General features: G+C 59.6%; 31 protein-coding genes. 18 read left to right on the top strand and 13 right to left on the bottom strand.

The window, feature by feature from the left end:
* Window positions 1-168, bottom strand: a complete 168-nt coding sequence (locus tag HL45_RS21870) for an HVO_0758 family zinc finger protein (RefSeq protein WP_303645174.1) — start codon at window positions 166-168, stop codon at window positions 1-3.
* Between the two features lie 153 nt (window positions 169-321).
* On the opposite strand from HL45_RS21870, the gene HL45_RS11710 reads away from it, so the two are divergent.
* The 8 genes from HL45_RS11710 to HL45_RS11675 all read left to right on the top strand — a co-directional run bounded on the left by HL45_RS11710 (window position 322) and on the right by HL45_RS11675 (window position 8884).
* Window positions 322-1650 (top strand): polysaccharide deacetylase family protein, encoded by a 1329-nt coding sequence (locus HL45_RS11710; RefSeq protein WP_049971275.1) that lies wholly within the window; start codon window positions 322-324, stop codon window positions 1648-1650.
* A 92-nt stretch (window positions 1651-1742) separates the two neighbouring features.
* Complete coding sequence (locus HL45_RS11705; RefSeq protein ID WP_049971273.1) at window positions 1743-2882, top strand: MFS transporter; 1140 nt, start codon at window positions 1743-1745, stop codon at window positions 2880-2882.
* A 128-nt stretch (window positions 2883-3010) separates the two neighbouring features.
* A complete protein-coding gene (locus tag HL45_RS11700) occupies window positions 3011-4210 on the top strand; it encodes a glycosyltransferase family protein (RefSeq protein ID WP_049971272.1) in 1200 nt (399 codons plus the stop codon).
* Window positions 4211-4236: 26 nt separating this feature from the next.
* Window positions 4237-4785, top strand: coding sequence for a DUF7109 family protein (locus HL45_RS11695; protein ID WP_049971271.1), 549 nt, complete (start codon window positions 4237-4239; stop codon window positions 4783-4785).
* 24 nt (window positions 4786-4809) lie between these two features.
* A complete protein-coding gene (locus tag HL45_RS11690; RefSeq protein WP_049971270.1) occupies window positions 4810-5406 on the top strand; it encodes an NUDIX hydrolase in 597 nt (198 codons plus the stop codon).
* A gap of 715 nt (window positions 5407-6121) precedes the next feature.
* Window positions 6122-6904: a DUF7388 family protein gene (locus tag HL45_RS11685; protein ID WP_049971269.1), complete on the top strand. Its 783-nt coding sequence runs from the start codon at window positions 6122-6124 to the stop codon at window positions 6902-6904.
* A 76-nt stretch (window positions 6905-6980) separates the two neighbouring features.
* Window positions 6981-7745, top strand: coding sequence for a creatininase family protein (locus HL45_RS11680; protein ID WP_049971268.1), 765 nt, complete (start codon window positions 6981-6983; stop codon window positions 7743-7745).
* The gene (locus HL45_RS11675) at window positions 7742-8884 is read left to right on the top strand and encodes an NAD(P)/FAD-dependent oxidoreductase (protein ID WP_049971267.1); all 1143 of its coding nucleotides are present in this window, start codon (window positions 7742-7744) and stop codon (window positions 8882-8884) included. The genes HL45_RS11680 and HL45_RS11675 overlap by 4 nt, the downstream gene beginning before the upstream one ends.
* 61 nt (window positions 8885-8945) lie before the next feature.
* Here the strand turns inward: HL45_RS11675 and HL45_RS11670 are convergent, their stop codons facing one another.
* Together HL45_RS11670 and HL45_RS21255 are read right to left on the bottom strand one after the other, a co-directional pair.
* On the bottom strand, window positions 8946-9335 hold the full coding sequence (locus tag HL45_RS11670; RefSeq protein WP_049971266.1) for an Hsp20/alpha crystallin family protein: 390 nt from the start codon (window positions 9333-9335) through the stop codon (window positions 8946-8948).
* Entirely contained in the window at window positions 9332-9490 is a 159-nt protein-coding gene (locus HL45_RS21255; RefSeq protein ID WP_162833876.1) for a DUF7559 family protein, read from the bottom strand. Before HL45_RS21255 ends, HL45_RS11670 begins: the two co-directional genes overlap by 4 nt.
* Window positions 9491-9814: 324 nt before the next feature.
* Here HL45_RS21255 and HL45_RS11665 point away from each other — a divergent pair, with 324 nt between their 5' ends.
* The gene (locus HL45_RS11665) at window positions 9815-11542 is read left to right on the top strand and encodes a radical SAM protein (protein ID WP_049971265.1); all 1728 of its coding nucleotides are present in this window, start codon (window positions 9815-9817) and stop codon (window positions 11540-11542) included.
* Window positions 11543-11942: 400 nt separating this feature from the next.
* Complete coding sequence (locus HL45_RS11660) at window positions 11943-12386, top strand: TRAM domain-containing protein (RefSeq protein ID WP_049971264.1); 444 nt, start codon at window positions 11943-11945, stop codon at window positions 12384-12386.
* Between the two features lie 264 nt (window positions 12387-12650).
* Here HL45_RS11660 and HL45_RS11655 read toward each other — a convergent pair whose 3' ends face one another.
* The 3 genes from HL45_RS11655 to HL45_RS11645 form a co-directional block, all read right to left on the bottom strand.
* Window positions 12651-13310 (bottom strand): YkgJ family cysteine cluster protein, encoded by a 660-nt coding sequence (locus tag HL45_RS11655; protein ID WP_049971263.1) that lies wholly within the window; start codon window positions 13308-13310, stop codon window positions 12651-12653.
* 28 nt (window positions 13311-13338) lie between these two features.
* Entirely contained in the window at window positions 13339-14094 is a 756-nt protein-coding gene (locus HL45_RS11650; protein ID WP_049971262.1) for an MBL fold metallo-hydrolase, read from the bottom strand.
* A 141-nt stretch (window positions 14095-14235) separates the two neighbouring features.
* Window positions 14236-14487 (bottom strand): MarR family transcriptional regulator, encoded by a 252-nt coding sequence (locus tag HL45_RS11645; RefSeq protein WP_049971261.1) that lies wholly within the window; start codon window positions 14485-14487, stop codon window positions 14236-14238.
* Window positions 14488-14632: 145 nt separating this feature from the next.
* On the opposite strand from HL45_RS11645, the gene HL45_RS11640 reads away from it, so the two are divergent.
* Complete coding sequence (locus HL45_RS11640) at window positions 14633-15031, top strand: PPOX class F420-dependent oxidoreductase (protein WP_049971260.1); 399 nt, start codon at window positions 14633-14635, stop codon at window positions 15029-15031.
* Window positions 15032-15044: 13 nt separating this feature from the next.
* Here the strand turns inward: HL45_RS11640 and HL45_RS21250 are convergent, their stop codons facing one another.
* Window positions 15045-15215: a hypothetical protein gene (locus HL45_RS21250; RefSeq protein ID WP_162833875.1), complete on the bottom strand. Its 171-nt coding sequence runs from the start codon at window positions 15213-15215 to the stop codon at window positions 15045-15047.
* A 129-nt stretch (window positions 15216-15344) separates the two neighbouring features.
* On the opposite strand from HL45_RS21250, the gene HL45_RS11635 reads away from it, so the two are divergent.
* Window positions 15345-16052 carry a class I SAM-dependent methyltransferase gene (locus tag HL45_RS11635; protein ID WP_049971259.1) on the top strand — a complete coding sequence of 236 codons (708 nt, stop codon included), beginning with the start codon at window positions 15345-15347 and terminating at the stop codon, window positions 16050-16052.
* Between the two features lie 46 nt (window positions 16053-16098).
* Window positions 16099-16998 carry a glycosyltransferase family 2 protein gene (locus tag HL45_RS11630; RefSeq protein ID WP_049971258.1) on the top strand — a complete coding sequence of 300 codons (900 nt, stop codon included), beginning with the start codon at window positions 16099-16101 and terminating at the stop codon, window positions 16996-16998.
* 519 nt (window positions 16999-17517) lie between these two features.
* On the opposite strand, the gene HL45_RS11625 is transcribed toward HL45_RS11630, so the two are convergent.
* The gene (locus HL45_RS11625; protein WP_049971257.1) at window positions 17518-18333 is read right to left on the bottom strand and encodes an amidohydrolase family protein; all 816 of its coding nucleotides are present in this window, start codon (window positions 18331-18333) and stop codon (window positions 17518-17520) included.
* Window positions 18334-18495: 162 nt separating this feature from the next.
* Between HL45_RS11625 and thsA the strand changes: the two genes are divergently transcribed.
* Window positions 18496-20058, top strand: a complete 1563-nt coding sequence (thsA, locus tag HL45_RS11620; RefSeq protein ID WP_049971256.1) for a thermosome subunit alpha — start codon at window positions 18496-18498, stop codon at window positions 20056-20058.
* Window positions 20059-20216: 158 nt separating this feature from the next.
* Here the strand turns inward: thsA and HL45_RS11615 are convergent, their stop codons facing one another.
* Both HL45_RS11615 and HL45_RS11610 read right to left on the bottom strand, forming a co-directional pair.
* Window positions 20217-20597: a type II toxin-antitoxin system VapC family toxin gene (locus tag HL45_RS11615; RefSeq protein ID WP_049971255.1), complete on the bottom strand. Its 381-nt coding sequence runs from the start codon at window positions 20595-20597 to the stop codon at window positions 20217-20219.
* A complete protein-coding gene (locus HL45_RS11610) occupies window positions 20578-20820 on the bottom strand; it encodes an antitoxin VapB family protein (RefSeq protein WP_049971254.1) in 243 nt (80 codons plus the stop codon). The genes HL45_RS11615 and HL45_RS11610 overlap by 20 nt, the downstream gene beginning before the upstream one ends.
* A 163-nt stretch (window positions 20821-20983) precedes the next feature.
* Here HL45_RS11610 and HL45_RS11605 point away from each other — a divergent pair, with 163 nt between their 5' ends.
* Genes HL45_RS11605 through HL45_RS11595 form a run of 3 tightly spaced genes read left to right on the top strand, consistent with a single transcriptional unit; the run spans window position 20984 to window position 22047 of the window.
* Window positions 20984-21247, top strand: a complete 264-nt coding sequence (locus HL45_RS11605; protein ID WP_049971253.1) for a DUF7520 family protein — start codon at window positions 20984-20986, stop codon at window positions 21245-21247.
* Between the two features lie 38 nt (window positions 21248-21285).
* Complete coding sequence (locus tag HL45_RS11600) at window positions 21286-21555, top strand: hypothetical protein (RefSeq protein ID WP_049971252.1); 270 nt, start codon at window positions 21286-21288, stop codon at window positions 21553-21555.
* Window positions 21556-21591: 36 nt separating this feature from the next.
* Window positions 21592-22047, top strand: coding sequence for a hypothetical protein (locus HL45_RS11595; RefSeq protein ID WP_049971251.1), 456 nt, complete (start codon window positions 21592-21594; stop codon window positions 22045-22047).
* Between the two features lie 6 nt (window positions 22048-22053).
* On the opposite strand, the gene HL45_RS11590 is transcribed toward HL45_RS11595, so the two are convergent.
* The 3 genes from HL45_RS11590 to HL45_RS11580 are packed head-to-tail and all read right to left on the bottom strand — an operon-like array spanning window position 22054 to window position 23979.
* A complete protein-coding gene (locus HL45_RS11590; RefSeq protein ID WP_049971250.1) occupies window positions 22054-22656 on the bottom strand; it encodes a trimeric intracellular cation channel family protein in 603 nt (200 codons plus the stop codon).
* Window positions 22657-22684: 28 nt separating this feature from the next.
* Complete coding sequence (locus tag HL45_RS11585) at window positions 22685-23464, bottom strand: SAM hydrolase/SAM-dependent halogenase family protein (protein WP_049971249.1); 780 nt, start codon at window positions 23462-23464, stop codon at window positions 22685-22687.
* On the bottom strand, window positions 23461-23979 hold the full coding sequence (locus HL45_RS11580) for a nicotinamide-nucleotide adenylyltransferase (RefSeq protein WP_049972014.1): 519 nt from the start codon (window positions 23977-23979) through the stop codon (window positions 23461-23463). The genes HL45_RS11585 and HL45_RS11580 overlap by 4 nt, the downstream gene beginning before the upstream one ends.
* A gap of 166 nt (window positions 23980-24145) precedes the next feature.
* Between HL45_RS11580 and lonB the strand changes: the two genes are divergently transcribed.
* Window positions 24146-26137 carry an ATP-dependent protease LonB gene (lonB, locus tag HL45_RS11575; RefSeq protein ID WP_049971248.1) on the top strand — a complete coding sequence of 664 codons (1992 nt, stop codon included), beginning with the start codon at window positions 24146-24148 and terminating at the stop codon, window positions 26135-26137.
* Window positions 26138-26382 lie beyond the last annotated feature (245 nt).

Below are 26382 nucleotides of genomic sequence, written 5' to 3'. Positions count from 1 at the left end.
TTAGATTACCTTCCACGATTTTTCACATTCTGGACACGACCGAACCGAGAAAATCTCGTCAGGGTCGTTTTGCGTTGTGAGTGATTCTCGGCATACAGAGCACGACAACCGCCCGTATGTGTCCTTCTCAACTTTCCCTTTTCGTAGACCACTTCGGACTGATTGCATCAATCTGTCATACATTGTTATGTGGTAAATAGATATTGGCAAATCGAAACGGGATGTAATTGTATACACGGTGGTCTTTCAATTAATAATTCTATTATATTTTGAATATAACTGACGAGAAGATTTTTCAATATTCCTGTAGTAATCGCTCATATGGACAACAAGCCTGTAAAAACTCCTCGCCGACGGTTTCTCTCTTTAGCTGGTGCTACTGCCCTTCTCGCCGGATGCACCAGCGAAACCCCTCGTTCGGTGACCGAAACAACCACAGAGGAGACATCAACAGGCGGAACAACGTCGGAGACAACCATCAATCCGAAACCGACACTCCGAACGAAATACAATAGCAGGAAACGGTACGGTTCCCCCGGAACGAGTTTCGATACGTTCGAAAACCCCGACCTGTGGGAAGCACAGAGCGGGGAAAAGACGCCCGATACGGAGATAAAACGAACCGGGTCACAGAGTCTCAGATTGACCTCCGGTGACAACCGTCACGTCATTCTCCAACGGCGATTGGATGAACCGATGGATTTTACCAACCGTGACATCTCGGCGATGATTCGGACGACGACGCCGTCAAAAATCGGATTTTACATCTATTTGTACGATACTGCTGGTAATCATGCTGTACTCGAACTTCGCGACTTGACGTATCGGGAACCGGATATCGGGTGGTTCCGAACCTGTCCCGGCGTCTTCAAAACGAGCGAAACCGAACCGGATTTGACCAATATCGACCGGATGAAACTGCAGGTCACCAATGCGACGAGCGACGACGTTGAGGCATGGGTAGACGATCTCCGCCTCCACCTAAAACCCGAGAAGGGATATATCATCCTGAGTTGGGATGACGGTGCTCGGAGTTACTACGCGCACGGTGCGCAGGTTCACGACGAGTACGGTTTTCCCGCCGTTCTGACTCACCCACCACGCCCAGCAGCCGTGGAAGAAGACTATTTCATGTCCCTCGACGAACTACATGAGCGCCAATCGAAAGGTGACGAAATCGCCGCACACGGGAGCGTTGACGAACCGTTCGGCGAAATTTCGGCGTCGAAACTGGATGGCATCCTTCGACGGAATAAACGATGGCTCCTCGACAACGAGTTCGGCGGTGCGAATTTCATCGTTTATCCCGGCAACAATTTCGACAAAACTGCACTCAACGTGATTTCGAAGTACCACTACATGGGTGGGATGAATCAATCCGGAAACGTCAACACGACCGGTGTCTACGGCTTCGACCCACTCGTTCTCCCTCGAACTGTCGCTCACGATTTGGAAATCTCGAAACGCGTCGTCGATAACGTCGCCAAGTATCGAAACTGTGGAATCTTGAACTTCCATCACTTCGAAAGGGAGAACACGATGTCCGCCGCTGACTACAAAAAACTCCTCGCGCATATCGATAGCACGTCAGGTGTGGAGGTCGTCACCTTCTCCGACCTCTGGCGAATGCGAACAGACACCACTGCCTAACGCCCTCTCTTGCCCGTTTCGGAAGGTTTGACTGTCCGCTCTCGAAATCCCTTCACGTGTCCCGTGGTCGCCTCTTTGCGTCGCTTAGCTCGATGGTTTTTTTAGTCAATTTTGCACGAGTGGTGTTTGCCCCGCTTCTCGAACCGCTCAAAGATGCGTTCACCGTCGGTGATGCGACTGTCGGAATCATCGCCACACTCGTCTGGCTCGGAAGCGCCCTCCCACGAATCCCGACGGGGTACTTGCTCACGCGCATTCCCCGACATTACGTCATCCTCGGCACCGGAATCCTGCTAACTGGGTCAGCAGGATTCACCGCAATTTCCGATTCGATTCCCATGCTCGGCGCGGGTGCGTTTCTGATGGGCGTCTCCAGCGGCGCGTACTTCATCGCCGCAAATCCGTTGGTGAGCGAACTGTATCCCGAACGCGTCGGGCGAGCAATCGGCATCCACGGCACGGCGAGTCAACTTGCGGCGGTTGCCGCCCCGCTGTTCGTCGGGGCTATGTTGGCTCCAATTGGGTGGCGCGGCGTCGTTGGCTTCGTCGGGGTCATGGCGGCAGTCACGACGGCTGTCTTCTTCGTCATCGCGCGCCGAACCGAACTGCCCGATGCGGGGTCGGCCGACCGCGACCTCTGGGCGGCGTTCCGCCGACAGTGGCCCATCATCCTCAGCGGGGTCGCCATCATCGGCGCGACGGGGTTCGTCTGGAACGGCCTGTTCAACTTCTATCCGACGTATCTGCAAGCCAAAGGGCTGGAACCGAGCACGGCCAGAACGATGCTCACCGTCGTCTTCGCGGCGGGCGTTCCCGCGTTTTGGTTCACCGGACGACTGGCAGACCGACTGCCCCACGTTCCGCTCATGCTTAGCATTCTGGGCGCGTTCGCGGCCTGCCTGCTGGCGATGACCGCGGTACAGAGTCTCGCCGCAATCATCCTCGTCACCATCGCGCTCGGCTACGTCATTCACTGCCTCTTTCCGGCGCTCGACACCTACATGCTGGACTCGCTCCCGGACGAAAATCGTGCCAGTGCGTACGCACTCTACAGCGGAATCATGATGGTCGTACAGGCGTCCGGAAGTTCGGTCGTCGGAGCACTTCGGGATGCAGGGTTCGCGTTCAACGACGTGTTTCGGGCGTTTTCGGTCGCTCTGTTCGTCATCCTCGCCGTCCTCCTCGTTCTGCACCGGTCGAATCGATTGCCGACCGGGGCGGTGACGAGCTAATCGAACACGGGTCGACAGGCTTGCATCGTCGGAATCAACGTTTCGTCGAGGTCGAGTCCGATGAACATCCCTTCCCCTTCCTGCCGACTTCACTCCCTTTTTCATTCCCCTCTCCTAAGCCCCCAGCAATGGAGTACGTGCAGGAGCAGGTGACGACGCTCCACGACCTGACGGGCCGCGTTCCCGACGCACCCACAGACCGCACCGCCGTGGTCGTCCCGATGACCGACCACGAGTATCGGTCGGCAACTGCGAGTCGGATGCTTGCGGAACTCGAATCCGTCGGGCCGGGTCACGTCGTCGTTCCGCTCCGTGCACCATCCGAGCGCGTCGGCGCGGTTCGGGATTGGCTCGCGGAGTTCGACCTGTCCGTCACCTTGCTCTGGTGCAACAGTCCCCGAGTGACCGACCTGTTGGCGACTCACGGTTTGGACGGCACAGTCGGCAAAGGCCGGGACGTGTGGCTCGCACTCGGAGTCGCGGCGAGCGACTCCGAGTTCGTCGTCTGTCACGACGCCGACGCAAAAACCTACAGTTCGGAAATCGTCCCGCGACTGCTCGTTCCGCTCGATTCTGGCTTTTCGTTCACCAAAGGCTACTACGCCCGCGTCGAGGACGGAAAACTGTACGGACGACTGTTTCGGCTGTTTTACGCGCCGCTCGTCCGGGCACTGCGCGAAGCCAACGACGCACCGATTCTCTCCTATCTCGATTCGTTTCGATACGCGCTTTCGGGCGAGTTCGGCGTGACCGCCGAACTCGCGTCGAACCTCCGTATCGAGCGCGACTGGGGGTTGGAGGTCGGCACCCTCGGTGAAGCGTTCGAGCAGGTCGGCTTCGACGGCACCGCACAGGTAGACCTCGGGCGGTACGAACACGACCACCGCGGCGTTTCCGGGGCTGGCGGCCTCTCCGCGATGAGCGACGGCGTCGGACGCGCCCTGTTCCGCGTCTGCGAAGCCAACGGCGTTTCACCCGACTACGATACGCTCCCGGCGCGCTATCGAAAAACCGCAAATCGGCTCGTCCGGCAGTACGCCGCTGACGCCGCGTTCAACGGCTTGCGATACGACGCAACCGCAGAGCGTGAGCAGGTCGAAACGTATGCCGATGCGATTCGGTCGCCGAGGGAAATCAATTCGTTTGGAGAAATCGGTTCGCCTACGGATACTAGTTCGCCTATGGATACCGATTCGATGACCGAATCGGTCGGCGAACCGGTTGATGACCCGGCCAGCAACCTGCTCCCGGCGTGGTCGGACGCGCCCATCGACCCCGCCGACGTTCGGGAGGCGGCGCGGCCGCGCCTGCCCGAACGCCAACACTAATATCGGTGGGCCGACCCTTCCCGATAATGGACGAGACGAAGGACGAACTCGCTGGGGTGGTCGATTTGTTCGGCGCGCTCACGCGCGCCGAACTGGCCGAAGCCCTCGCGGAATTGGCGTTCAAGCAGGGTAAAGAGGTAGACGAATCGGCGTTCGAATCGGTCATCGAGGACGCCGTGACGGACTACTATCTGGTGGACGCGACGCTCGAAGGAGGTGAAAGGACGGTGAACCGAGCCGAAACCGTGCTGGTTCCCGGCCCCGTCGCCTTCCCCGCGCTCCCCGAAAACGGCGAGGATTTGCCGCACATCATGGACGTACCGGAGCGTTCGGTCAACCACGAACGAATCGGCGAGCGGGTCAAAAACCGTCTTCTATCGGAGGCCGAAACCGCGGACGAAAAGCGCGCTGACTACTTGCTGGACGTGAGCTACGACCTCGAAGCGTGGGCACCCGTCTCGGCTGACGAGGTGCGCGGCCGATTGGACGAATCGCTCGATGATTTATCGGGCCAATCGTCCGACGAATCGCCTCGTGAATCGTCCCCTGAATCGCCCGGCGACCGGGCAAATTAAGGTCGGACGGGGCAACGAATGGACATGGACTTGGGTTGCGTGGCCGACTACGAACCGCGGTTGGTCACGGACGAGAAGCGCGACGCCGCCGTCCTCGTTCCCATCGTCGAGCGGGCGGACGGCCCGCATCTCCTGTTTACCAAGCGGGCCGACCACCTCGGGGAACATCCCGGCCAAATGAGTTTCCCCGGCGGCGGGCGGGAACCGCAGGACGATGACCTCTGGGACACTGCCCTGCGCGAGGCCAACGAGGAAATCGGCCTTCGGCGCGAGGAGGCCGAACGCGTCGGTCGGTTGGACGACATTCGAACCATCACGAACTACGCCGTCACGCCGTTCGTCGCCAGAGTTGCCGACCGAACTTACGAACCCGACGAGCGCGAAGTCGCGGAAATCGCCATCCTTCCGATTTCCGGGCTGATTGATTCTGCGAACTACGAAAACGAACACCGCGACCACCCGCATTACGGCGACATCGTCATCCACTTTTTCCACGTCGATGGCTACACCGTCTGGGGTGCGACCGGGCGAATGGTGGTGCAGTTTTTGGAATTAGTTACCGATTGGCGCGCGCCCGAGACGATTGATAGGTACGTCGATACCGACCCGGATTTGGGGTAGCGAATCGGTTCTATGTTTTGTGTTACTTTCCGCGGTGATTTCTGTGCTTTCTTGTTAGTTCCGCTGACCTGATTTCAGAGTGGCGAGCAAGTCGCGTCTCCAATCAAACCGTCCCGCAACCGCAGGCCATTCCCTCCCCAACCGACTTCCTCACTCGCTCGCGCTCATTTCGGTCGTCCACTGTCGGAGCAAACTCCGACAAGCCGTTCACTCGCTCCTGCGTCGCTCATGAAGACCTCGCACGCTGTCAGCACAGCCCTTCGGAGGCGAACTCCTCAGGGCTGTGCCAGCGCGCGCCAGATGGAAAATCCGTGACTCCGGAATTGACCGTTTCCTCGTGGCGCGTGCGTCGGCAGGGCTGAGGAACATTCCTCAGCCCTGCCGATTACTGCGCGAGGGACGAGTGTGCGAACGAACGTGAGCGCACGAGTCGGTTGGGGAGGTGTGTGGGCGGTTGCGGTATTTGAAGTCGTGATTTGCTAGCAAAATAGAGACGAAAGCCGCTGAAACACCAGCCGACCAAACAGAAAAACAAGCTTCCAGAACAAAAGTTTATACAACAAATCGACCGCGAACACAAAGCCATTCATCACATAGTTGCCGTTGCCGACAGGCTTTTGAATACCACCGAACAACGGAAAGTCACATGGTCGCACAGACGATGGATCGCGTTCCGCGTATGCAGTAGCCTAGTTCTGACCATGGGGAGCACTCAATGTTAACCAGTAGCCACGCCGTCACACGAACCGGCCTCGATGCAGTCGCACTGAAACCGACCGAATGCGACGTGCGGAGGGCGCTGGAACTGCCTTTCGAGACGATTACAATCGACTACGAAGGGCGCGAGCAACTCCCCGACAGAGAAACACTCGCTGAACTCGCCGCGAAAAAGGATCTCCGTATGACGATTCCGGTTCGAGCCGACGGCTTCGACCCCCTCGGCGACGATTCGCTTTTCGACCACATTCCCGAAAATGCAGGGCAGGTGCTCGTCGCGGGCCACCCCGCCTATCTCTCGGAGAAAGAGAAAACTCGCGCAATCGCGCCCCGACTCGGAAACGCACTCGATAGTGCACCGAATGCGTGGGTCGGGACGGAAGGCGTGAAGCGAATTGCAACCGCGACGGGGGCGACGCAGTTTGAACTCCTCTCGCGTTCGACCGACCGCGAACTCCGAGCGCTCCGGGCCGCCGGATTCGAGGGAACGATTGCGGTGTACGCTCCGACGGTTCTCACGGGCGACGAGAACGTCATCCTCGACGCTGTCGGGGAGTACGTCGCGCGCCGAAAGCCGGTCGCTCGGGCGCTTCCTGAGGATGGAAAGACGGACGCCCGTGCTGTTGGACGCACCCGTGAAGTGCTGTTGAAAGCGAGCCGCGACTTCGCGCTGGTCGGGACGGAGACGGAAGTCGGCGAGCGCATCGCCGAACTGAAAGACGCCGGGGCGGATTTGGTGGTCGGCTATCCGGCGCGAGGAGTTGAGTCGTTCCTCGGCTAACCGACCTATCGTATCCCTCTTTCCCATGTTCGCCGCGATACCCAGTTTGAAATAGTCCGAATACAATCTCCCGCCCATGAGTTTGCTTCACGAACACACGACGACGACGGCGAGGGACGACCTCGCCGACGCTGATGTCGCGCTCCTCCCGACCGGGAGCGTCGAACAACACGGTCCTGCTCTCCCGCTGGGAACCGATTTCATGGCGGCACAAGCGGTCGCCCACACCGTCTCCGACCGCGAGGACGTTATCTGTCTGCCGACGGTTCCGGTCGGCGTGAGCGAACATCATCGCCAGTTCGACGGGACGCTCTGGACGGCCCCCGAGACGTTCGAGAACTACATCGCAGACATCGTCGCCAGCATCGCCAGCCACGGCGTACGGAAAATCGTTATCGTGAACGGTCACGGCGGCAACAGCGGCGCGCTCCAGCGCGTCGCGCGCCGCCTCCGACGCGAGGAAATCGCCTTCGCGGTGCCGTGGAACTGGTGGAGCGGAATCGGCGAGATACTGGACGACGAGTTCGGCGTCGGTATCACCCACGCCGACGAAATCGAGACGAGCATGCTCCTCACCGTCGCGGAAGACCTCGTGCGCGAGGCCGCACTCGAAGACGCAGAGGCAGGCGCGGGCGAAACGTGGGGTAAGGACGTTCACGGTGCGAACGTCGGCTTCGACACCACCGATTTCTCCGAGAGCGGCGTCGTCGGGCATCCGACTGAAGGCTCGAAGGAGGCAGGAGAGCGACTGCTTTCTGCGTCCAGCGATGAACTCGACGCGCTCATCGACTGGCTCTGCGAGCGAAAAATGGCCGACCTCTGGCCGGAGGAACACCGATGAAAATCGCAGTCGTCGGCGGCGGTGCGGTCGGCATCACCGCGGCGCACGACTTCGCGGTTCGCGGCGAAGATGTGGTGCTGTTCGAAAAGGGCGAGATTCCGAACGAGGATGCAAGCACGAATCGCGCGGCAGGCGTGCTGTACGACGCATTTGCCGCGCCCGAGGACGCGAGAATCGGCGACCGGGCAATCGAACGATTTCGGGAGTTTTCCGGAACCAACGGCTTCGAGTTCGTGGAAACGCCCTACGTCTGGCTCGCCCGAACTGGCGACGAGAAACGAGCGGCGGCACTCCGCGAGCAGGTGCCCAGAATGCAAGAACAAGGGCGCGACGTGTCGTTCATCGACGCGGACGAACTCGCGGAACGCTATCCCACGCTGAATACCGAAGATGTTGCTGTCGCCGCAATCGCCCGGAATACGGGTCGAACCAACCCCGGAAGCTACGCCAGCGCCGTTGCCGAGGAGGCGAAAGAAGCGGGTGCTGAGATTCGAACCGGCGACGAAGTCGCGGTTCGAATCAATCCGCCGCGAATCGTCTCCGAGAACGGAACTGAAACGGACGAACGGGAGTTCGACGCAATCGTCGTCGCCGCTGGCGTTCACACCAAACGTCTCCTCGCGGACGCCGACATCGCGGTTTCGCTGAAACCCTATCGGGTGCAGGCGCTTACCTGCGAGTTCGATGCCGATGCGGACGTGCCGATGGTGTACGATGCAACCGAGGGCTACTACCTGCGGCCACATCCCGAGGGATTGCTCGCCGGAGATGGCACCGAGGAGGTCGAAAGCGACCCCGACGAGTGGAAACGCGAAGGAGACGAGGAGTTCGTTTCGGCGATGGAAGACCGCCTCTCGCATCGGGTTGGAGCGAACACTCCCGAGTTCGCTCCAACCGTCAAACGCGCGTGGGCCGGACTCTGCAATGCGACGCCCGATTACGACCCGCTTCTCGGTGAACTCCGGCCGGGACTCTACGTCGCTGCAGGCTGGCAAGGCCACGGTTTCATGCGTGCGCCAGCGCTCGGCGAGGCGATTGCGAAGGACGTACTTGGAGAGAGAAGCATCCCCGAATTCGACCCGACACGGTTCACCGGCGACGAGGAGTTCGAAATCGTGGAAGGGATGGCCGTCGAATAGCGACCGATTGAAAAATCGAGGACTGTGGCGCGGTTCGGAATCGTCCACCGATTTCGATTCGTTACTCGGATTCCAGCGTAGATTTCGGTACGCGAACTTCGAGGGTTCCCGAGTCGGTCAGCGTCGCCGAGGCGCTCTGTGCGTCCACGTCGGCGTCGGCCGGGAGTTCGACCTTCCCGTCGAGGGACATTCCTCGTCCGGGGTACACCATGTCGTAGCCGTCGTGGAAATCGCGGAATCGGTCGATTCGAACGAGGACGGCGTCCTCGGCGAACCGAACCTGCACGTCGCTTCCCGTCGCGCCCGCCGCGTCGAAGACAATGAGATAGGCGTCCTCGCTCTCCAGTAGGTCGGAGGGGATTTTGCGTTTTTCCTGTACTTTGCTCGCGGCGCGGCCGACGCGCGAGGCGATGGCCGTCGCGGTCGAGCGACCGATGTCCTGTAGGGTCATAGTTCGATTTCGTCCAAGCTATCGGTTTCGCCACAGTACGGGCAACTGAAATCCGACATACCGACGTCGTCGGGCATGTCGTAGGTGTAGTGCATCTCGAACATGTCTAACTCGCAGTCGTCCTCGGTACATTTGACCTCAAGCGTGGCTGGCATGTGTGGTGGTATGGTCTGAATGAAAATAAACGCGCTGACTCCGGTCGTTTTTCCGACTGCGAGTTGTGCTCTGTGAAACTCCGTGTTTTGTTGCCGTGATTTGCTTCGACACAATCGGAACAAACGGAACAAACGGACGTACGCAAATCACGACAACAAATTACAGCCACCGCGACCGCCCACATCCTCCCCAACCGATTCACTCGCTCGCTATCGCTCGTTCGTTCATCCCTCGCGCGTTTCTCGCGCGCCTATATTGTTTATCGTATTTCTATGCGAAACCTGTGTAGTCACCGTTTTACCCGTCCGGTCGCAAACACGGGTATGATTGACCCCACGACCCTCGACGTGACGCTCGTGGACGGCTACGTCGATGAACCGGCCCACTTCGGCGTGCCGCCGTACATCTCGACGTACCCGCGCTACACCGCCGGGGCGCTCGTGGACGCGGGTGTGCCAGCGGAGCAGATTACGTATCACACAATCGACGAACTCCGCGAAGAGAACCCGAAGTGGGCCGACGTGGCCGACGCCGACCTCTTCATCTACATCGGCGGAATGACCGTCCCCGGAAAATACGTCGGCGGGACGCCCGCCGAACCGGACGAAGTGCGCAAAATGGCGTGGACGGCCGACGGAACCAGTTTGATGGGCGGCCCCGTAAAATTCGGTGTCGGCGACGAAAACGCGGGTGGAACGGAAACCCAACGTGACGACCTCGATTTCGACTTCGTGGCGAAAGGCGACGTGGAGGCCGCGGCCTTCGACCTCGTGGAAAGCGGGTTAGAGGGCTTCAGCAACCGGATGCGGGACAACGAGGAAATCGACCGCTGGGCCGAGTCGGGCGCGTTCGTCATCGAACAGCATCCGAACCACCCGGAGTATCTCATCTGCGAGATGGAAACCTCGCGGGGGTGTCCCTACCGATGCTCGTTCTGCACGGAACCGCTGTATGGGAATCCGTCGTTCCGGGAACCCGATTCGGTAATCACGGAGGTCGAAGGGCTGTACCAGCGAGGTGCCCGACACTTCCGCCTCGGGCGACAGGCCGACATTCTGGCCTACGGGGGGAACGGCGAGAAACCGAACCCCGACGCGCTGAGAAAACTGTACGGCGGGATTCGGGAGGTCGCGCCAGACCTCGGGACGCTCCATCTCGACAACATGAACCCGATTACCGTCGTTGAGTGGCCGGAACTGTCGCGGGAGGGGATTCGCGTGATTGCAGAGCATAACACGGCAGGCGACACCGCTGCGTTCGGCCTCGAATCCGCCGACCCGAAAGTGCAGGAACAGAACAACCTGAACGTCACCGCCGAGGAGTGTTTCGAGGCGGTGAAAATCGTCAACGAGGAGGCTGGCTGGCGACCCGGGGAGGACGGCGAAAATGCGCCGACGTTCGGCTCCGACGCGGAAAACCGACTGCCGAAACTCCTGCCGGGAATTAACCTGCTCCACGGCCTCAAAGGCGAGCGCCGGGAAACCTTCGACCACAACCGGGAGTTCCTCCAGCGGGTGTACGATGAGGGCCTGATGCTTCGCCGGGTGAACATCCGGCAGGTCATGGCGTTTTCCGGAACCGAGATGAACGAGGTCGGTGCGGACATCGCAAACGACCACAAAAAGCTGTTTAAGCAGTACAAACGCGAGGTTCGGGAGGAAATCGACAACCCGATGTTGAATCGGGTGGCCCCGCCGGGAACCGTCCTGCCGAACGTGCATCTGGAGTACCACAAGGACGGGCGAACCTTCGGCCGACAACTCGGCACCTACCCCCTGCTCGTCGGGATTCCGGGCGAGCGCGAACTGGGCCGAACCATCGACGTGGCCGTGGTTGACCACGGATTCCGCTCCGTGACGGGCGTTCCGTACCCGCTGGACGTGAACAGCGCGACGATGGACGAACTCACCGCGATTCCCGGACTGGGAAAACAGCGCGCCGGAAACGTCATCGTCAACCGCCCCTACGAAACGCCGGACGAACTCGCGGAAACGGTGGATGTGGATTTGAGCAAGTTTGCACAAGCAGAAAAGCCGGGAAGCGCGGACTGAAGCCGACAACTGATTCTCATTTCTCGACAGCGACCGAGCGCCGACACCGAGCGAAGCGAGAGGTCGGCGCGAGGGAGCGATAAGCAAGTGACACAACCGCCGAGAATCTGCGACTGACCTAACCATCAGGAGTCGGCAGGCGACACAACCACTATAAATCAGCAATCGCCACAACCGCCAGCGGGCTAGCAGCTCTTCCGCGAGTGAGGAGTGGAACGACGAACGAGCGGGCCAAGCGACGACCGAAGGGAGGAGTGCTGTGCTTTTGGTCGACCTTTTACAGGGAGACGGGCAGGGCCAGCGCGAATCGTGCTGGCCCTGCCGCTCGACCGTCGTAAAAGGTCGTTCCCGATAATTCTTTAATGGTTGACTACTTGGTTTCAACTGGAGGTCTACGACCTTGGAAATCTCTGACAAACTCCTGTGTCTGTTCAGCGCTGATGTTACTCTCAAAGGCGACGAATACGTCGTCTCAGTTCCACGCCGCGAAATCGACACGGGTTCGGTCGAACCGGGAGAAACCTACCGTGTTGCGCTTATCTCGCGCGAAACGGAGACTGAATCGAGCGACGACCAAACCGAGGCGGCGGCGACGACGAAATCCACAAACGACAGCGGTGGCCCGACTCCTGTTTCGTCGGAGCCACAACCACCCGTCGAAGGGGGAGAAATCCGCTACGTCGAAGTCGAAGATATCGGCAAGCAGGGCGACGGTATCGCGCGTGTCGAACGCGGCTACGTCATTATCGTCCCCGGCGCGGAAATCGGCGAGCGCGTGAAGGTCGAAATCACGGAAGTGAAATCGAACTTTGCCGTCGGCGAAATCATCGACGAAGAGTTCTAAACCGACCTTTTACGACGGTCGAGCGGCCGGGCCAGCGCGATTCGCGCTGGCCTGACCCGTCTTCCTGTAAAAGGTCGACCAAAAGCACTCCTCTTTCATTTCGCAGGAAAGAGCTTCGCTCTTCGCTGCTCCATTCAGTCGTCTGCCCGCTCGGTCGTCGCTATCGCTCCTCACTCGCGGAAAATTGCTCCCCGCTAGTGGTTGTGTCGAATGTCGAAATCCAGCGGTTGTATCATCGGGCTATTGCACCGACCGCTCGCTATCCTACCCCTCGTACTCGGTTCCATCCGTGTTTTTCGCACCCTCGGAATCATGGACGACGACTTCGCCGGAATCGGGATTCGCGGGTTCGTAGTTGTCGCGTACGCCGATTGCCTCTTCGAGTTCGCGGACTGCACGCTCTTTGAGAGCGTCCGCCAGTTCCTCGGCGTGTTCTCGGTCGATGTCGGTTCCGAGTCCTTCGCATTCGTGTGCTCGGACGATTCCGGATTCATCTACCGCTTCGCCCATCGGCTGACTCGTGCCACCCAGTTCGACGCTGAAGGGGTACGTCTGGCAGATGAGCGGTCGGTCGGGATGCACGGAACACGCGCCCAGTCCATCATCGTCTTCCTCGTAAAATCGGCAGTCGCCGCAGTCGTCAGTCTGAAGCGCCCACTCGAACGTTTCACCCTCCGGTTCATCGTCGCCGTCGGAGAGGCCGTAGGGCATGGGTCGCGCTACGTCCCGGAAGTCGTACTCCGTCGCGTCCTGTAGCTCGCGCACTTCGTCGGGAAACATCGTCGCGGTGTGGGGGTCGTCCGCCTCGCTCGTACAGCAGGATCCACAGCGCGTACATTCGAATCCGATGTCCTCGATTGCGTCCGCGAGGTCGCTCACGTCGAGTGCGTTCGCGCGCTCCAGTTCGGCTTCGAGACTCTGCACGGTTTCCAGTTCGGGCGAGCGCGCAAAATCATTGCGGCACGGCGCGCTCGTCGTCCCATCGCAGGTCGCCTTCGACGGCCAACTTTTCGAGATGGGCGGCCACAGTCTGCTCGGCGAACTCCCGAACCCCGGAGATGTCCTTGTTGTATGCCGAGTCGGTGATTTCGTCGAGCGTTTTCGCACCCGACAGCACCGCAGACCGAACGCGCTTTTCGCGGGCGAGTCGATGGTCGATAAGTCGCCGAATCGTCTCCCGTGGCTGGTCGATAACCGGCCCGTGTCCTGGATACAGCACAGCAGGATTCCGAGCGTACAGTCGGCGGAGCGAGGTGAGATACGCTCGCAGGTCGCCCTCTCCGGCGGCGACCATCACGCTCCCCTCCGCGACGACGAGGTCGCCCGCGAGGATTTCGGCTCCGTCGTCATCTGCAAGTGCGACATGGTCGGGGGCGTGACCCGGCGTTTCGATAGCGGTCAGGGAACCGATTTTCGTCCCCTCGCGGAACGTTTCGTCGGGCGCGATTCCCGTCGCGTGCTCGAATCGCGTTTCGCGGCCCTGTCGCGCCCAGACGGTCGCACCGCAGGTTTCGGCGTAGTGGGCGACTGCCCCGACGTGGTCGGGATGGGCGTGGGTTACGAGAACGTGTTCGACATCGTTTTCGGCGACTGTTCGGTCGAGTTCGTCGGTTCTGCCTGGCGGGTCAACGAGTACGTCTCCGACCACGTAGGCGTTCGTCGCGCCATGTGGAGCGACTGTTTCCGTCGGGACGGGGATGGGATTCACACGCGGAAAGACACAGGTAACCCGAAAAAATCCCTCGTTCGTGCCGGACGATGATGAATGACTGCGGAACGAAGATGGAGAACGAAGCGAAAAGAAAACGAAAAATTGGGAGGCCGAGGTTCGAACGACTGATTCGCAGAATCAGTCGTTCAGGAGGTAGACCTGTTTTCGCGCGTCGCGGAAACTGTGGCGCGAGACGACGAGGTCTTGCTCTTCGAGGCGGGTCAGGGCGTAGCGGACAGTTCGGTCGGGGAGGAGCGATTCGTCGGCGAGTTCGCCTTGCGTCAGCGGTTCGTCGGTTTCCAACACCTTGGCGATGAGTTTCGCGCTGGGTGGAAGTTCGCGCAGTTTTTCGCGGAAATCGCCTGCCGGTTTGGTCGCGGTCGTGCTCATGTTATGATACCGCCTGACAGAGGTGGTAAAAGTTGGCTATATGGGTGTTCATACAATATTCACACCTTAGTCGTCATTATATCACATTTTAATAACTCGATAGGTCGGGCAGAAGCTACTCCATGCACCCCGTCGTGTCTCGCCTATGGAACCGATTCCAGACGAGTATCACGACCTCTTCGAAAAGAAGACGTTCGCAAACTTCGCAACCGTCATGCCGGACGGGACGCCGCAGGTGACGCCCGTCTGGGTCGGCTACGACGGCGACTACGTTCTCATCAACACGGCGAAAGGGCGACAAAAAGAGAAAAACGTCCAGCGAAATCCGAAGGTCGGACTGGATATGCTCGACCCGGACGACCCCTACCGATTCGTTTCGATTCGCGGAGAAGTCGAGGAAGTGACCGAGGACGGTGCCGTCGAACACATCAACGAACTCACCCAGCGATATATGGAACAGGACGAGTACCCGAACCTCGGCGAGGAACAAGGGCCGCGCGTCATCATTCGCATTCGACCCGACCGCGTCGTGGCGGGCGGATAATTCCGAATTTTCCTCAGCGGTCGGCGTTCGATTTGTGGTCGGTTTTCGGTGCATCGCCGTGGCGGTTGTACTGACCGAGTACGCACCCGCAGTCGGGGCAGTGGACGACAATTACCCGCACGTACTCGTGCCGGACGAGTTCTTCCGCCGTAAATTCGCCGTTGCAGTGCTTACACGTCGGCATACTACTCTTCTATTCTCTACGCGAGCGAACTCCAAAGTCGTTCGCGTAACTGATTTTCCAGTTCGTTTGCCTATCCGCTTTCAGTACCGTTTTATCCCCCCGGTGAGGTACACCCGTGTAGAAGAAAGTGTGAAGGGACAGGAATGGTATCAGGCGACAGAGGTGGCCGAGGAGTACGACGAGAAGCGATTCTCCCGTGGCGGACGGCTTATCGACCGCCGTGAGAAACGGGCAGTTCTCGACGCGATTGGGCCAGTCGAAGGAAAACGAGTCCTCGAAATCGCCTGTGGCACCGGCCGATTTACCGTCATGCTGGCGGAGCGTGGGGCCGACATCGTCGGACTCGATATTTCGTCGGCGATGCTTCAGCAGGGGCGCCACAAAGCCCACAATGCTGGCGTCGACGACCATCTGGAATTTATGCGCGGTGATGCGGCCCGCCTTCCGTTTCCCGACGACTATTTCGACACCGTGTTTGCGATGCGATTTTTCCACCTCGCTGACACTCCCGCATCCTTCCTGAGTGAGATGCGGAGGGTAGCGAAAGAACAGGTCTTTTTCGATACGTTCGCCGGGCCGAGTACGCGAAGCCTCTACAACTGGCTTCTGCCGATGGGGTCGCGGCTCTACTCGCTTTCCGACGTGGAGAAACTGCTGTCCGAAACCGGTCTTCGACTCGTCGGCGCAGAACACGATTGGGTGCTTCCATACGGCTTCTACCGCAAGATTCCCGACGCCGTTGCGGAGCGAATCCGTGAGATAGATACGAGCCTCATCAATTCAGCTGTCGGCGACCAACTCGCGTCGGTTTCCTACTGGAATACGCGGGTCAAGTAGGCGCGTGCCGAATTACTTTTACGCATCCGGTATCTGAAAAGCGGATATGAACCTGTCCGTGGTGGTTCCGACGCTCAACGGGCGTGACCCTCTGAGCACAAGCCTCGACACGCTCTCCCGGCACGCGCCGGAGGCCGAGGTCATCGTCGTCAACGGGCCATCCGCGGACGGAACGACCGGGATGGTGTGTGACCGCGACGACGTGAGTGCCTTGGTCGAAATCTCCGACCGAAACCTGAACGTCGCGCGGAACGCCGGAATCGCCGAAGCCAGTGGCGACGCGATAGCGCTCATCGGGCAAAACGTCACTATCGAAGAGTCGTGGTGCGACGGCGTTACGCAAGCAATAACGAACGGCGCGGATGTCGTAACCGGTCCCGTCCACCGAATGGTCAAAGCGGGGATGACGACCGAAACGGTCGAAACGCGGACGATTGCCGGACGGGACGTGACCTACTTTTCGGGCCGGAACGCCGCCTTCAGTCGGGACGCAATCGAGGCTGTGGATGGCTTCGACGAGAATCTGCAAACCGGCGGCGCGCGCGACTGCGCACACCGCCTCGCAACCCTCGACCGGTCGGTCACGTGGTCGCCCACGGTGAGCGTGCGCCGGAGTGAGGGAGACGACGGCGACGACCGCGATTGGGGAATCAAATATCGCTCGCTCGCCTATCGAATGACGAAAAACTACGGGCCGCGTTTCACGGTTTTCAGACGAACGGTACAGGATGCAGTGGGTGACGCCCGCGAAGAAGGCCGAGATGTGGCGTCGGGCGAGACGAAACCGACCTTCTGGGTGGGGTGCGGAAAACACGTCTGTAAGGGAATCGCCGTCGGAACGAAAGACGGCGTTCTCGCCCGCCTGCGCGACCGAAGCGACGCCCGAAATCCTGCGGGGGTTTCGTCGCGGGCAGACCGCGCGGTCGAACGCTACGACTGGCGATAGCGCGTAGAGTAGAATCGGAAGATAGCTCGAAAACTGTCGTGTAGGTTCGCGGTAGAACTAACTTTGATACCGCGACGACTGCTGATGCAGGCAATAAACCACGCCCGACTCACTCGCTCTGCTCGCAGACGCTTCGCGTCTGCTCGATTCGCTCGTTCGTTCGCCCGTTCTCAGCCAAAACCGCAGGGCGGGCGCGCCGAGGCGCGCCCGCCCAATCCAACTTCGACTGACCGTTTTCTTCGGCAATTCGTCTTCTGACACACTATCGCAACGCCAATCAGTCACTTGGCGGGCGAGTGCAACGCACTCGTCCGCCTGCGGTTGCGGAGGCGGTGCAGTTGCGGAGGTGGTACGGTTGCGGAGGCGGTGCAGTTGCGGTGGCGGTTCGATTGGAGTCGTGAATAGCTAGCGGGATGAATAACACATCCACTCAAAACCATTCAAAATAGACCGTATCCGGAGTAAAACACGCTAACCGCCCGAAATCGATTCCCTCCTCGCGACCGACGTTCCCAAACGCTATTCGACGGAGAGTCCGGCAACGACGCGCGACGGGTTTTTGGTGAACACTTTTCGCATGGCGTCTTCCGGAACGTCCAAGGTCAAAATTTCCATCACGGCGACGTTCGGATGGGAGTTCGGCGCACCACTGCCGAACAGGACGCGGTCGGGGTGTTCCATGATGGCGCGCTCTAACTGGTCGCGGTAGCGAACGAAACTCGTGTCCAGATAGCAGTCGTCGGAGGAGTCGAGCAGGTCGATTGCGTCGTCCATCAAATTCCGATTGAGAGGATAGCCGCCGAAATGCGAGAGGATGACGGGAAACGACCGGTCGAGAAGGGCATCTGTGGCGTCGGTCGGTGAAAATCCGTCGCCCGCATGGACGAGCAGGGGAAGGCCAACATCTTCCAGTTGGTCGAGGACAGCCTCGTCCGGAAGGCCGTCCTGCACCGGGTCGAGTTTGAACCCGTGGAATCGGTCGTCGTAAGCGTACTGCTCTACGTCCTCCGGAGAGGTGTGCCATTCTTTCCGTCGCGCGCCGAAGTTCCGCAGTCGCGCCGTCGTGCTTCCGGTCGGGTCGCGCGGGCCGTTGATTCGCGCGAAACTGACGAACGGGCGTTCGACGCTCCGCCGAGCGACTGCGTTGTTCGCGCGAAGATAGCTTTGGCCTTCCTGCGGTCCGGGAAAGACAACGGTCGAGATGACGCCCGCTTGGTGCATCTCGCGCTCCAATTTCTCCGGCGAGATTGCCCGCCCGCGCGCGGTGACCGTTTCTTCGACGGGGAGACGGGAATGAACGTCCACGACGCGAAAACGGTGTTCCAGTTCCAGCATCTGAAAATTCCTCCCCCGTAATGTTATTTGAATCTATCGGTCACGGGATTCGGATTCCGGATATGTGTTTGCCTGTCACGCCCCGAACGCAGTGAAAAAGCTTATATAGAATATCAATCATTCGTTGTACTGATGTCAGAATCAGGCTTCGGACAGCGACGCATGGGCGGACGACCGATGTTCATCCTCAACGAGGATTCCCAACGAACGCACGGTCGGGACGCTCAGTCCTCCAACATCGCCGCGGGCAAAGCGGTAAGCGAGGCAGTACGAACGACGCTCGGCCCGCGAGGAATGGACAAGATGCTCGTCTCCGACGACGGTGACGTGGTTATCACCAACGACGGGGCGACCATCCTCAACTCGATGGACATCGAACACCCCGCCGCACAGATGATCGTCGAGGTTTCCCAGACACAGGAAGACGAAGTCGGCGACGGCACGACGACGGCCTCCGTTCTCGCCGGGGAACTCCTCGCCAAAGCGGAAGACCTCCTCGAACAGGACGTTCACGCGACGACCATCGTGGAAGGCTACGCACGCGCACGAGACATCGCACTGGAAGCTATCGACGACCTTTCGCTCGATGCCGACATCGACGACGAGATTCTCAAACAGGTCGCAGAATCTAGCATGACCGGTAAAGGCACCGGCGACATCACGACCGAACGACTCGCCGAAGTCGTCGTGAACGCCGTGCGCCACGTCGAAGGCGAAGAGAAGGTCGAACGAGACGACATTCGCGTTCACACCCAAGTCGGTTCGAGTTCCAGCGCGACGGAACTCATCGAGGGAATCGTCACCGACACGGAACCGGCGCACAAGAACATGCCGCGCTCGGTCGAGGACGCAACCGTTCTCTGCACTGACGGCACGTTCAGCGTCCGCGAGACGGAAATCGACGCGGAGTACTCCGTCGATAACGTCGACCAACTCACGGCCGCGATGGACGCCGAAGAGAGCCAACTCAAAGAACTCGCCGACGCAATCGCCGACGCTGGCGTCGATGTCGTCTTCTCGCATTCCTCCATCGACGACCGCACTGCGTCGTACCTCGCCAAACACGGCATCCTCGCCTTCGAGGACGTTGACGACGGCCTCACTACCTCCATTGCGCAGGCCACGGGCGGCAAGCGCACGGGCAAACCGGACGATGTAGACGAGGACGAACTCGGTCACGCAGACAGCATCCGCGTCGAAAAGTACGGCGGCGAAGACCTCACCTTCATAGAGGGCGGCGCGGCCGCAAAGTCCGTCAGCCTCTTCGTCCGCGGCGGGACCGAACACGTCGTTGACGAACTGGAGCGCGCACTGAACGACGCGCTGGACGTCGTTTCGACCGCCACAGATTCCGGAAACGTCGTCCCCGGCGCAGGCGCAACCGAAATCAACATCGCGGGCCGCGTCCGCGACGAAGCCGCAGGCGTCGAAGGTCGCCAGCAACTCGCCATCGAAGCGTTCGCCGACGCCGTCGAAGTGCTTCCGCGCACGCTCGCCGAGAACACGGGTATGGATCCAATCGACGCCCTCGTCGACCTCCGCGCCGCGAACGACGACGAAGCGGGCCGCGCAGGAATCATCTCCTCCGGCGAAACCGGCGAAATCGCAGACCCAGTCGAGGAAGGCGTCATCGACCCCGCCGCGGTCAAGCGCGAAGCAGTCGAGAGCGCGACCGAAGCCGCGACGATGATCGCCCGCATCGACGACGTTATCGCGGCGAAGTAAGCAGGAACCGACTGAATTCGGTTTTATTTTTCGTCGGCAAGGTACGGCAGCGGACTCACCGGACAGAACATCGGCGATTCATCGAGCAGGTGCTGAGACGTGAGGGTGTGCCCGGAACTGGCAGGCTTTCATCGGATTGTTGGCGGTCTTTCATACCATCAATAATTCCTCACAGAAAGCCCCGCTACGTGTTTAAAATCATCATCACGAGTAACGATTGTACCACCCGCTTCACGGACAGTACCTGCAATAAGCACGTCTTTGAGGTTCACTGGCATGCCATTCGCCTTCAACTCTCGTTTGATTTTGATTGCCTCTCGGGAACTTGCTACCGTGAACGGCATCGGAGTTATCCAGTCCAAAGCAGCATCGAACTCGTCGAGCGAACGGTCAGTGTGTTCGTCCAACCCGTCGTATAACTCGAATAGCACGAGCGAAGGGGAGTAGAACGACGAAGTTGGATTGGTTTCCATATATTCCTGTGCGTCGGGTTGTCCGTTGAGGTAGTCAATGAGAAAACTACTGTCCAAACAGTTCATCTCGCCCCTCCGTGAAATCCTCGTTAAACTGTTCTCGAACGTCCTCAACGTGTTCTCGGAGGTCATCTGCTTCTTCATCGCTTAGCATACCGAAGCCTTTCATCACGTCTTTGTTTGCACCCGACAGGCGAAGGACTACGTCACTAAAGCTCTCGTCGTCACGTTTGTGAGACTTCAACGACTCGTATGCTTCTTCTTTGAGCGTGATGTTTTTCGAACTCATTGTACATGTACAAGTACACGGCTTTCGACGATAAGGATTGTGCTGTTTCTATCGTCCCTTACCACCATGGATCGAAAGAAATGAGAGGTATTAGCATACATTCTGCTGGCTGCTGGACTCGAAGTAGCAAGCCCTATCCGCCGAGGGTGCCAACTTCCCGGTGATGAGCGAGCGCATCGTTTCGAGTCGTCCCATCTTCCTCACCACTGCCACAGTCGTCGTTCTCCTCGCGGGTGCGATCGGGTTCGTCGTCGGTACGACCGGTCAGAGTCGCGGCACGGCGATGGCGATTTTCGGCGTTTCGCTGTTCGAAATGACCCCCTTCACGATGGCGCTGTTCGGCATGATTCTCACGACCTGCGTGTTGGCGTTGGTGTTCGGTCTCGTCACCTACGTCTCTCGATATGATACCGAACGGACGACGTGAACAAAACTGTTATTTTGCTTGAATGACTTCGGGCGAGTATGGCAACGAAATCCTCCACTCGAACCAGTCGGAGTCGAAATCCGACGCAGGACACACTGGCGATTGCGCTCACGATTCTGCTGGCGAACATGCCGACGCTCTTTGCCTTTTACGTCGCAATTGACACCTACAGTGCAGACCTTGGAATAGGCTTTTTCAGGTATCTGACGACGACGATGAGCGGCGCGCTCATCTTCGCCGTTCTCTGGACTGGTATCGTCTTCTTCGCGTTCGGCCCTGCGTTGGTCGATACGAGGAATCGGCGGTAGCTCGTTATAATATATAAAATAGCGATATACTTATCCATGATTAAACGACGCCAGATAACCCTCGCAATCGTCCTCGTCATCGCCCTCTCGCTCGGGGGATGCGTTACTGACAGTACACAGTCGCCCGCAGAAACGACGACTGAAACGACAGTCGGTACGACGACAACCGACAAATCAACCGAACCGGGAACCCAAACCGGAACCACTGCAGTCGGTGGTGGGAAGGTGATGGCAGACGTAGTGTCTGACCCTCCCGAGAACGCAACCGTGGTGGGTTTCACGGACGACAGAATCGGCAACTCGTCCCTGCTCGAAGACGTGCTGAAGGAGGCTCATGGAATGGGTGATGGGTCGATAAACGTGGACGGAAAGGGAATGGAACAGGTGTCGAAGGCGCTGGCGGATGCACCGATATACCGAGGCGACGAGTTCGGATACTACATCGAGTACGAAGGCGAGACGATTCAGGTTGTATTGGCGCGATACGCGTAGCCAGAACTACACCGTCGGCAGTTCCCAGTCGTATCGAATCGCCAGCAGACGGAGACTCAACACGATTCCCGCGCACGCAATCGCGCTTTTCTGCGACCCAACTCCGCCTTCCACCAACAGCCAGAACGACAGTCCGCCGAGCAGAGCGCAGGTCGCGTAAAAATCCTCCACGAGAACGGACGGAACGTTCTGGAGGAGCAAATCGCTGATGAGGCCGCCGCCGACTCCCGTCACGGTTGCGAGCAGTACCACGCCGAACGCGGTAAGTCCGGCGTCGTGAGCCACGAGCGCGCCGGTCGTGGCGAACGCCGAAAGGCCGATTGCATCCGGAATTCGGACGACCGTGCGTTCGGTCAAATCGTCGCCGAATCGTGCGAGAACGACGGCGAGGCCAACCCCGACCAGTGCGACGCTCACGTCACCTGTCGAACGGAGCGCGACTGGTGTCGTATTTACGAGCAGGTCGCGGGTGACGCCGCCGCCGAGGGCCGTCATCACGCCGAGGACGCCCACGCCGAGCAGGTCGAGGTCGGCCTCGCTTCCGCGGAGCGAACCGACGACTGCGAACGCAAGCAGGCCGACGATGTTCATGATTCCGAAAGCGTCCATCGTTATTGTCCCGTTTGCACTCCCATCGCTATTTTTCTATTTCCAGTCGGATTTCGTCGCCGACGGAGACGCCGAACGCGTCGTCACCGCGGCCTCGATTCACTGCGAGTTCGACGTTGCCGTGGCTTCCGACCGTCACGAGTCGCTGGTCGGATTCGACGTGAGCGTAGGAGGGTTCGACTGGCGCGAGTCCTCCGTTACCTGCTTCGCCAACACTCACTTCGATTTCGTCCGCGTCGGCGAGGAAGTCGCCGGGAACGTTCGTGATGGCGTTGCCGAAGTCGTCCACGACGAGGAGTTCGCCCGTCGCCTGCGATTCCCCGACCTCCGATTCGGGGAATCGCAAGTCCTCGAACTCGTCGGTGGGCCCGATGTCGGGTAGTTCTTCGAGCGAATCGACTCCTCGCTCGTGGATGCGGGCGGCGGCCGGTGCGAACACGTCCCGTCCGTGGAACGTCGAACTGTCGGCGTCCTCGTGTTCTATTTCGAACATTTCTACGCCGTCGGGGTCGCCGAGCTCGCGCGCGACGGGAAGTAAAACGCCGTTGTCCGGCCCGACGAGCGCGTGATTGCCTGCCCGGACCGCAATTGCGGCGCGGTCGGTGCCGACACCGGGGTCAACGACGACGAGGTGGACTGCTGGCGGAAAGTACGGAAGCACTTCGCGGAGCCAGAACGCCGTGGCGCGAACGTCCTGCCGTGGGAAGTCATGAGCCACGTCTACGAGGCGGGCGTCGCTGTGCTGGCAGAGGACACCTTTCATCGCCGCTGGATACGGCGTACCGAAATCTGACGAGAGCGTAATCATACGCCGTTCGAGTCGGTCTGGCTGACGCGCTGGATGCGCTGGATGCCGCCGCTTTCCTCAATGACTTCGGTGACAGGCTCGGGGACGAGTTTCTCCCAATCGCCGCCTTCTACCATTCGGTCGCGGACTTCTGTCCCTTCGAGCACGTCCCGATTGAACATCGGTGATTGGCGAACTTCGACGCCAGCCTCTTTGAACAGTTGGATGACGAGGGGATTGTTCGAGTAGGCCACGTCGAACTCCGGACTCATGCTTTGGACGTGACTCACCCAGACCGAGTTTCTGTCCAAGTCCTCGATTGGAACCGCGTAGGTAACGAGGTCGGAGTCCACGAGGGATTTGGTAATCATCATGATTCGTTCGCCAGCCGTAAACGGGTCGTGCCGGGTGTGTGAGTCCCCGGCGCTTCCGATGCCGAGGACGAGTTCGTCCACTTCTTCGGAAATCGTCTCGACCACGCTGTGATGGCCGTTGTGGTAGGGTTGAAAGCGCCCGATGTAGAACCCGCGGGTCATGATGGATTCGTCGGGCAGCGTTTTTATAAGAGTGACGAGTTGCGTCCGGGACGAACGGCCGTATTTCGTGCGTTTCCGCGGGTTCGTGAGAGACAGGAACACACAGACGAAGGGAGAAAGTATATCAGTTCGCCAGCCTTCGTTTGAATCACACTGAACGAATTCTATGAGTAACGACACCGAAGCTCCACCGCCGGAGCAGGAAACAGAGCAGGAGATCGATAGCCTCGGGAGCGATGTGGATGCCGAGGTTGCCGACGATGTTTCGGAAGACAACTTGCTTGGTGGGTTGGAGATAGAAAGCACGGAAGAAGTCGAAATTCCCGACCGATTGGTTGACCAAGTCATTGGGCAAGACCACGCCCGCGACGTGGTGATGAAAGCGGCCAAACAGCGCCGCCACGTCATGATGATTGGGACGCCGGGTACCGGGAAGTCGATGTTGGCGAAGGCGATGAGCCAACTCCTCCCTAAAGAGGATTTGCAGGACGTTCTCGTCTACCACAACCCGGACGATGGGAACGAACCGAAGGTCAGAACAGTTCCCGCCGGAAAAGGCGACCAGATAATCGACGCCCACAAAGAAGAGGCCAGAAAGCGCAACCAGATGCGCTCGTTTTTGATGTGGGTCATCATCGCCATCGTGGTCGGCTATGCGCTCCTCATCGCCGGACGACCACTACTGGGTATCCTCGCGGCAGGTGTCATTTACCTCGCGTTCCGCTACGGTTCGCGCGGAACCGACGCGATGATTCCGAACCTGCTGGTGAACAACAGCGACGTGACCAGCGCGCCGTTCGAGGACGCGACGGGCGCACACGCAGGTGCCCTGCTCGGCGACGTTCGTCACGACCCGTTCCAGTCAGGTGGAATGGAAACGCCGAGCCACGACCGTGTTGAGCCGGGTGCAATCCACAAGGCCAACAAGGGCGTGCTGTTCGTGGACGAAATCAACACGCTCGACATTCGCAGTCAGCAGAAGCTCATGACGGCGATTCAGGAAGGCGAGTTCTCCATCACCGGCCAGTCCGAACGCAGTTCGGGCGCGATGGTGCAGACCGAACCCGTCCCGACCGACTTCGTCATGGTCGCGGCAGGCAACCTCGACGCGATGGAAAACATGCACCCCGCGCTCCGTTCTCGTATCAAGGGGTACGGATACGAGGTGTACATGGACGACACCATCGACGACACGCCCGAGATGCGCCGCAAGTACGCGCGGTTCATCGCGCAGGAAGTCGAGAAGGACGGTCGCCTCCCGCACTTCGACGAGCAGGCAGTCGAGGAAGTCATCCTCGAAGCCCAGCGCCGCGCCGGACGCAAAGACCACCTCACGCTCAAACTGCGCGACCTCGGTGGGTTGGTTCGTGTCGCAGGTGACATCGCTCGTGCGGAGGATGCGGATTACACCACGCGCGACCACGTGTTGCAGGCGAAGCGCCGCTCGCGCTCCATCGAGCAACAGATTGCCGACGACTTCATTGAGCGCCGCAAGGACTACGAACTCACCGTCTCCGACGGCGATGTGGTCGGCCGTGTCAACGGCCTTGCTGTCATGGGCGAGGACAGCGGTATCATGCTCCCCGTGATGGCCGAAGTGACGCCGTCGCAGGGGCCCGGCCAAGTCATCGCCACCGGTCAACTGAAAGAGATGGCAGAGGAGTCCGTGAAGAACGTCTCCGCCATCATCAAGAAGTTCAGCGACGAGGACATCAGCGAGAAGGACGTTCACATCCAGTTCGTCCAAGCAGGCCAGCAGGGTGTTGACGGCGACTCGGCGTCCATCACGGTCGCCACGGCCGTCATCAGCGCGCTGGAAGACGCACCGGTCGAGCAGGACGTTGCTATGACCGGTTCGCTGTCGGTGCGTGGCGACGTGCTCCCCGTCGGTGGTGTGACCCACAAAATCGAGGCCGCCGCGAAGGCAGGCATCAAGACGGTCATCATCCCGAAGGCGAACGAACAGGACGTGATGATAGAAGAAGAGTACGAGGAGATGGTCGAAATCATCCCCGTCTCGCACATTAGCGAAGTGCTCGAAGTCGCCCTCTCGGGCGAACCGGAAAAGGACGGTCTCATCGACCGCCTGAAGAACATCACCGGCAGCGCGCTGGAGCGCGAAATCGGCGGCAATACGGGCCGCCCCAGCCCGCAATAGCCGAATCCGCAGAATTCGTTTTTCTATGTTTTTGCAGTCGTGAGTTGCGACGACGAATGGTTTGTCTCTGAAGGTTTCGCGTCAGGGATGACAGATTTGTATCTCACGTTTGCTGTGCGATAGTTGATTCAAATGGGATACTACAACTCACGACTCTACGCCACGCCCTCGTTCACGCGGTCACTCGTAGCTCCGCCACTCGTTCCCGCGTTTGCTTGCCCGTTGCCGCGGGAAGAGACATGCTT

The organism is Haladaptatus cibarius D43, from assembly GCF_000710615.1.
GTDB lineage: Archaea > Halobacteriota > Halobacteria > Halobacteriales > Haladaptataceae > Haladaptatus > Haladaptatus cibarius.
The sequence above is the reverse complement of the archived record's forward strand: the minus strand, read 5'-3'. Positions and strand labels throughout refer to the sequence as shown.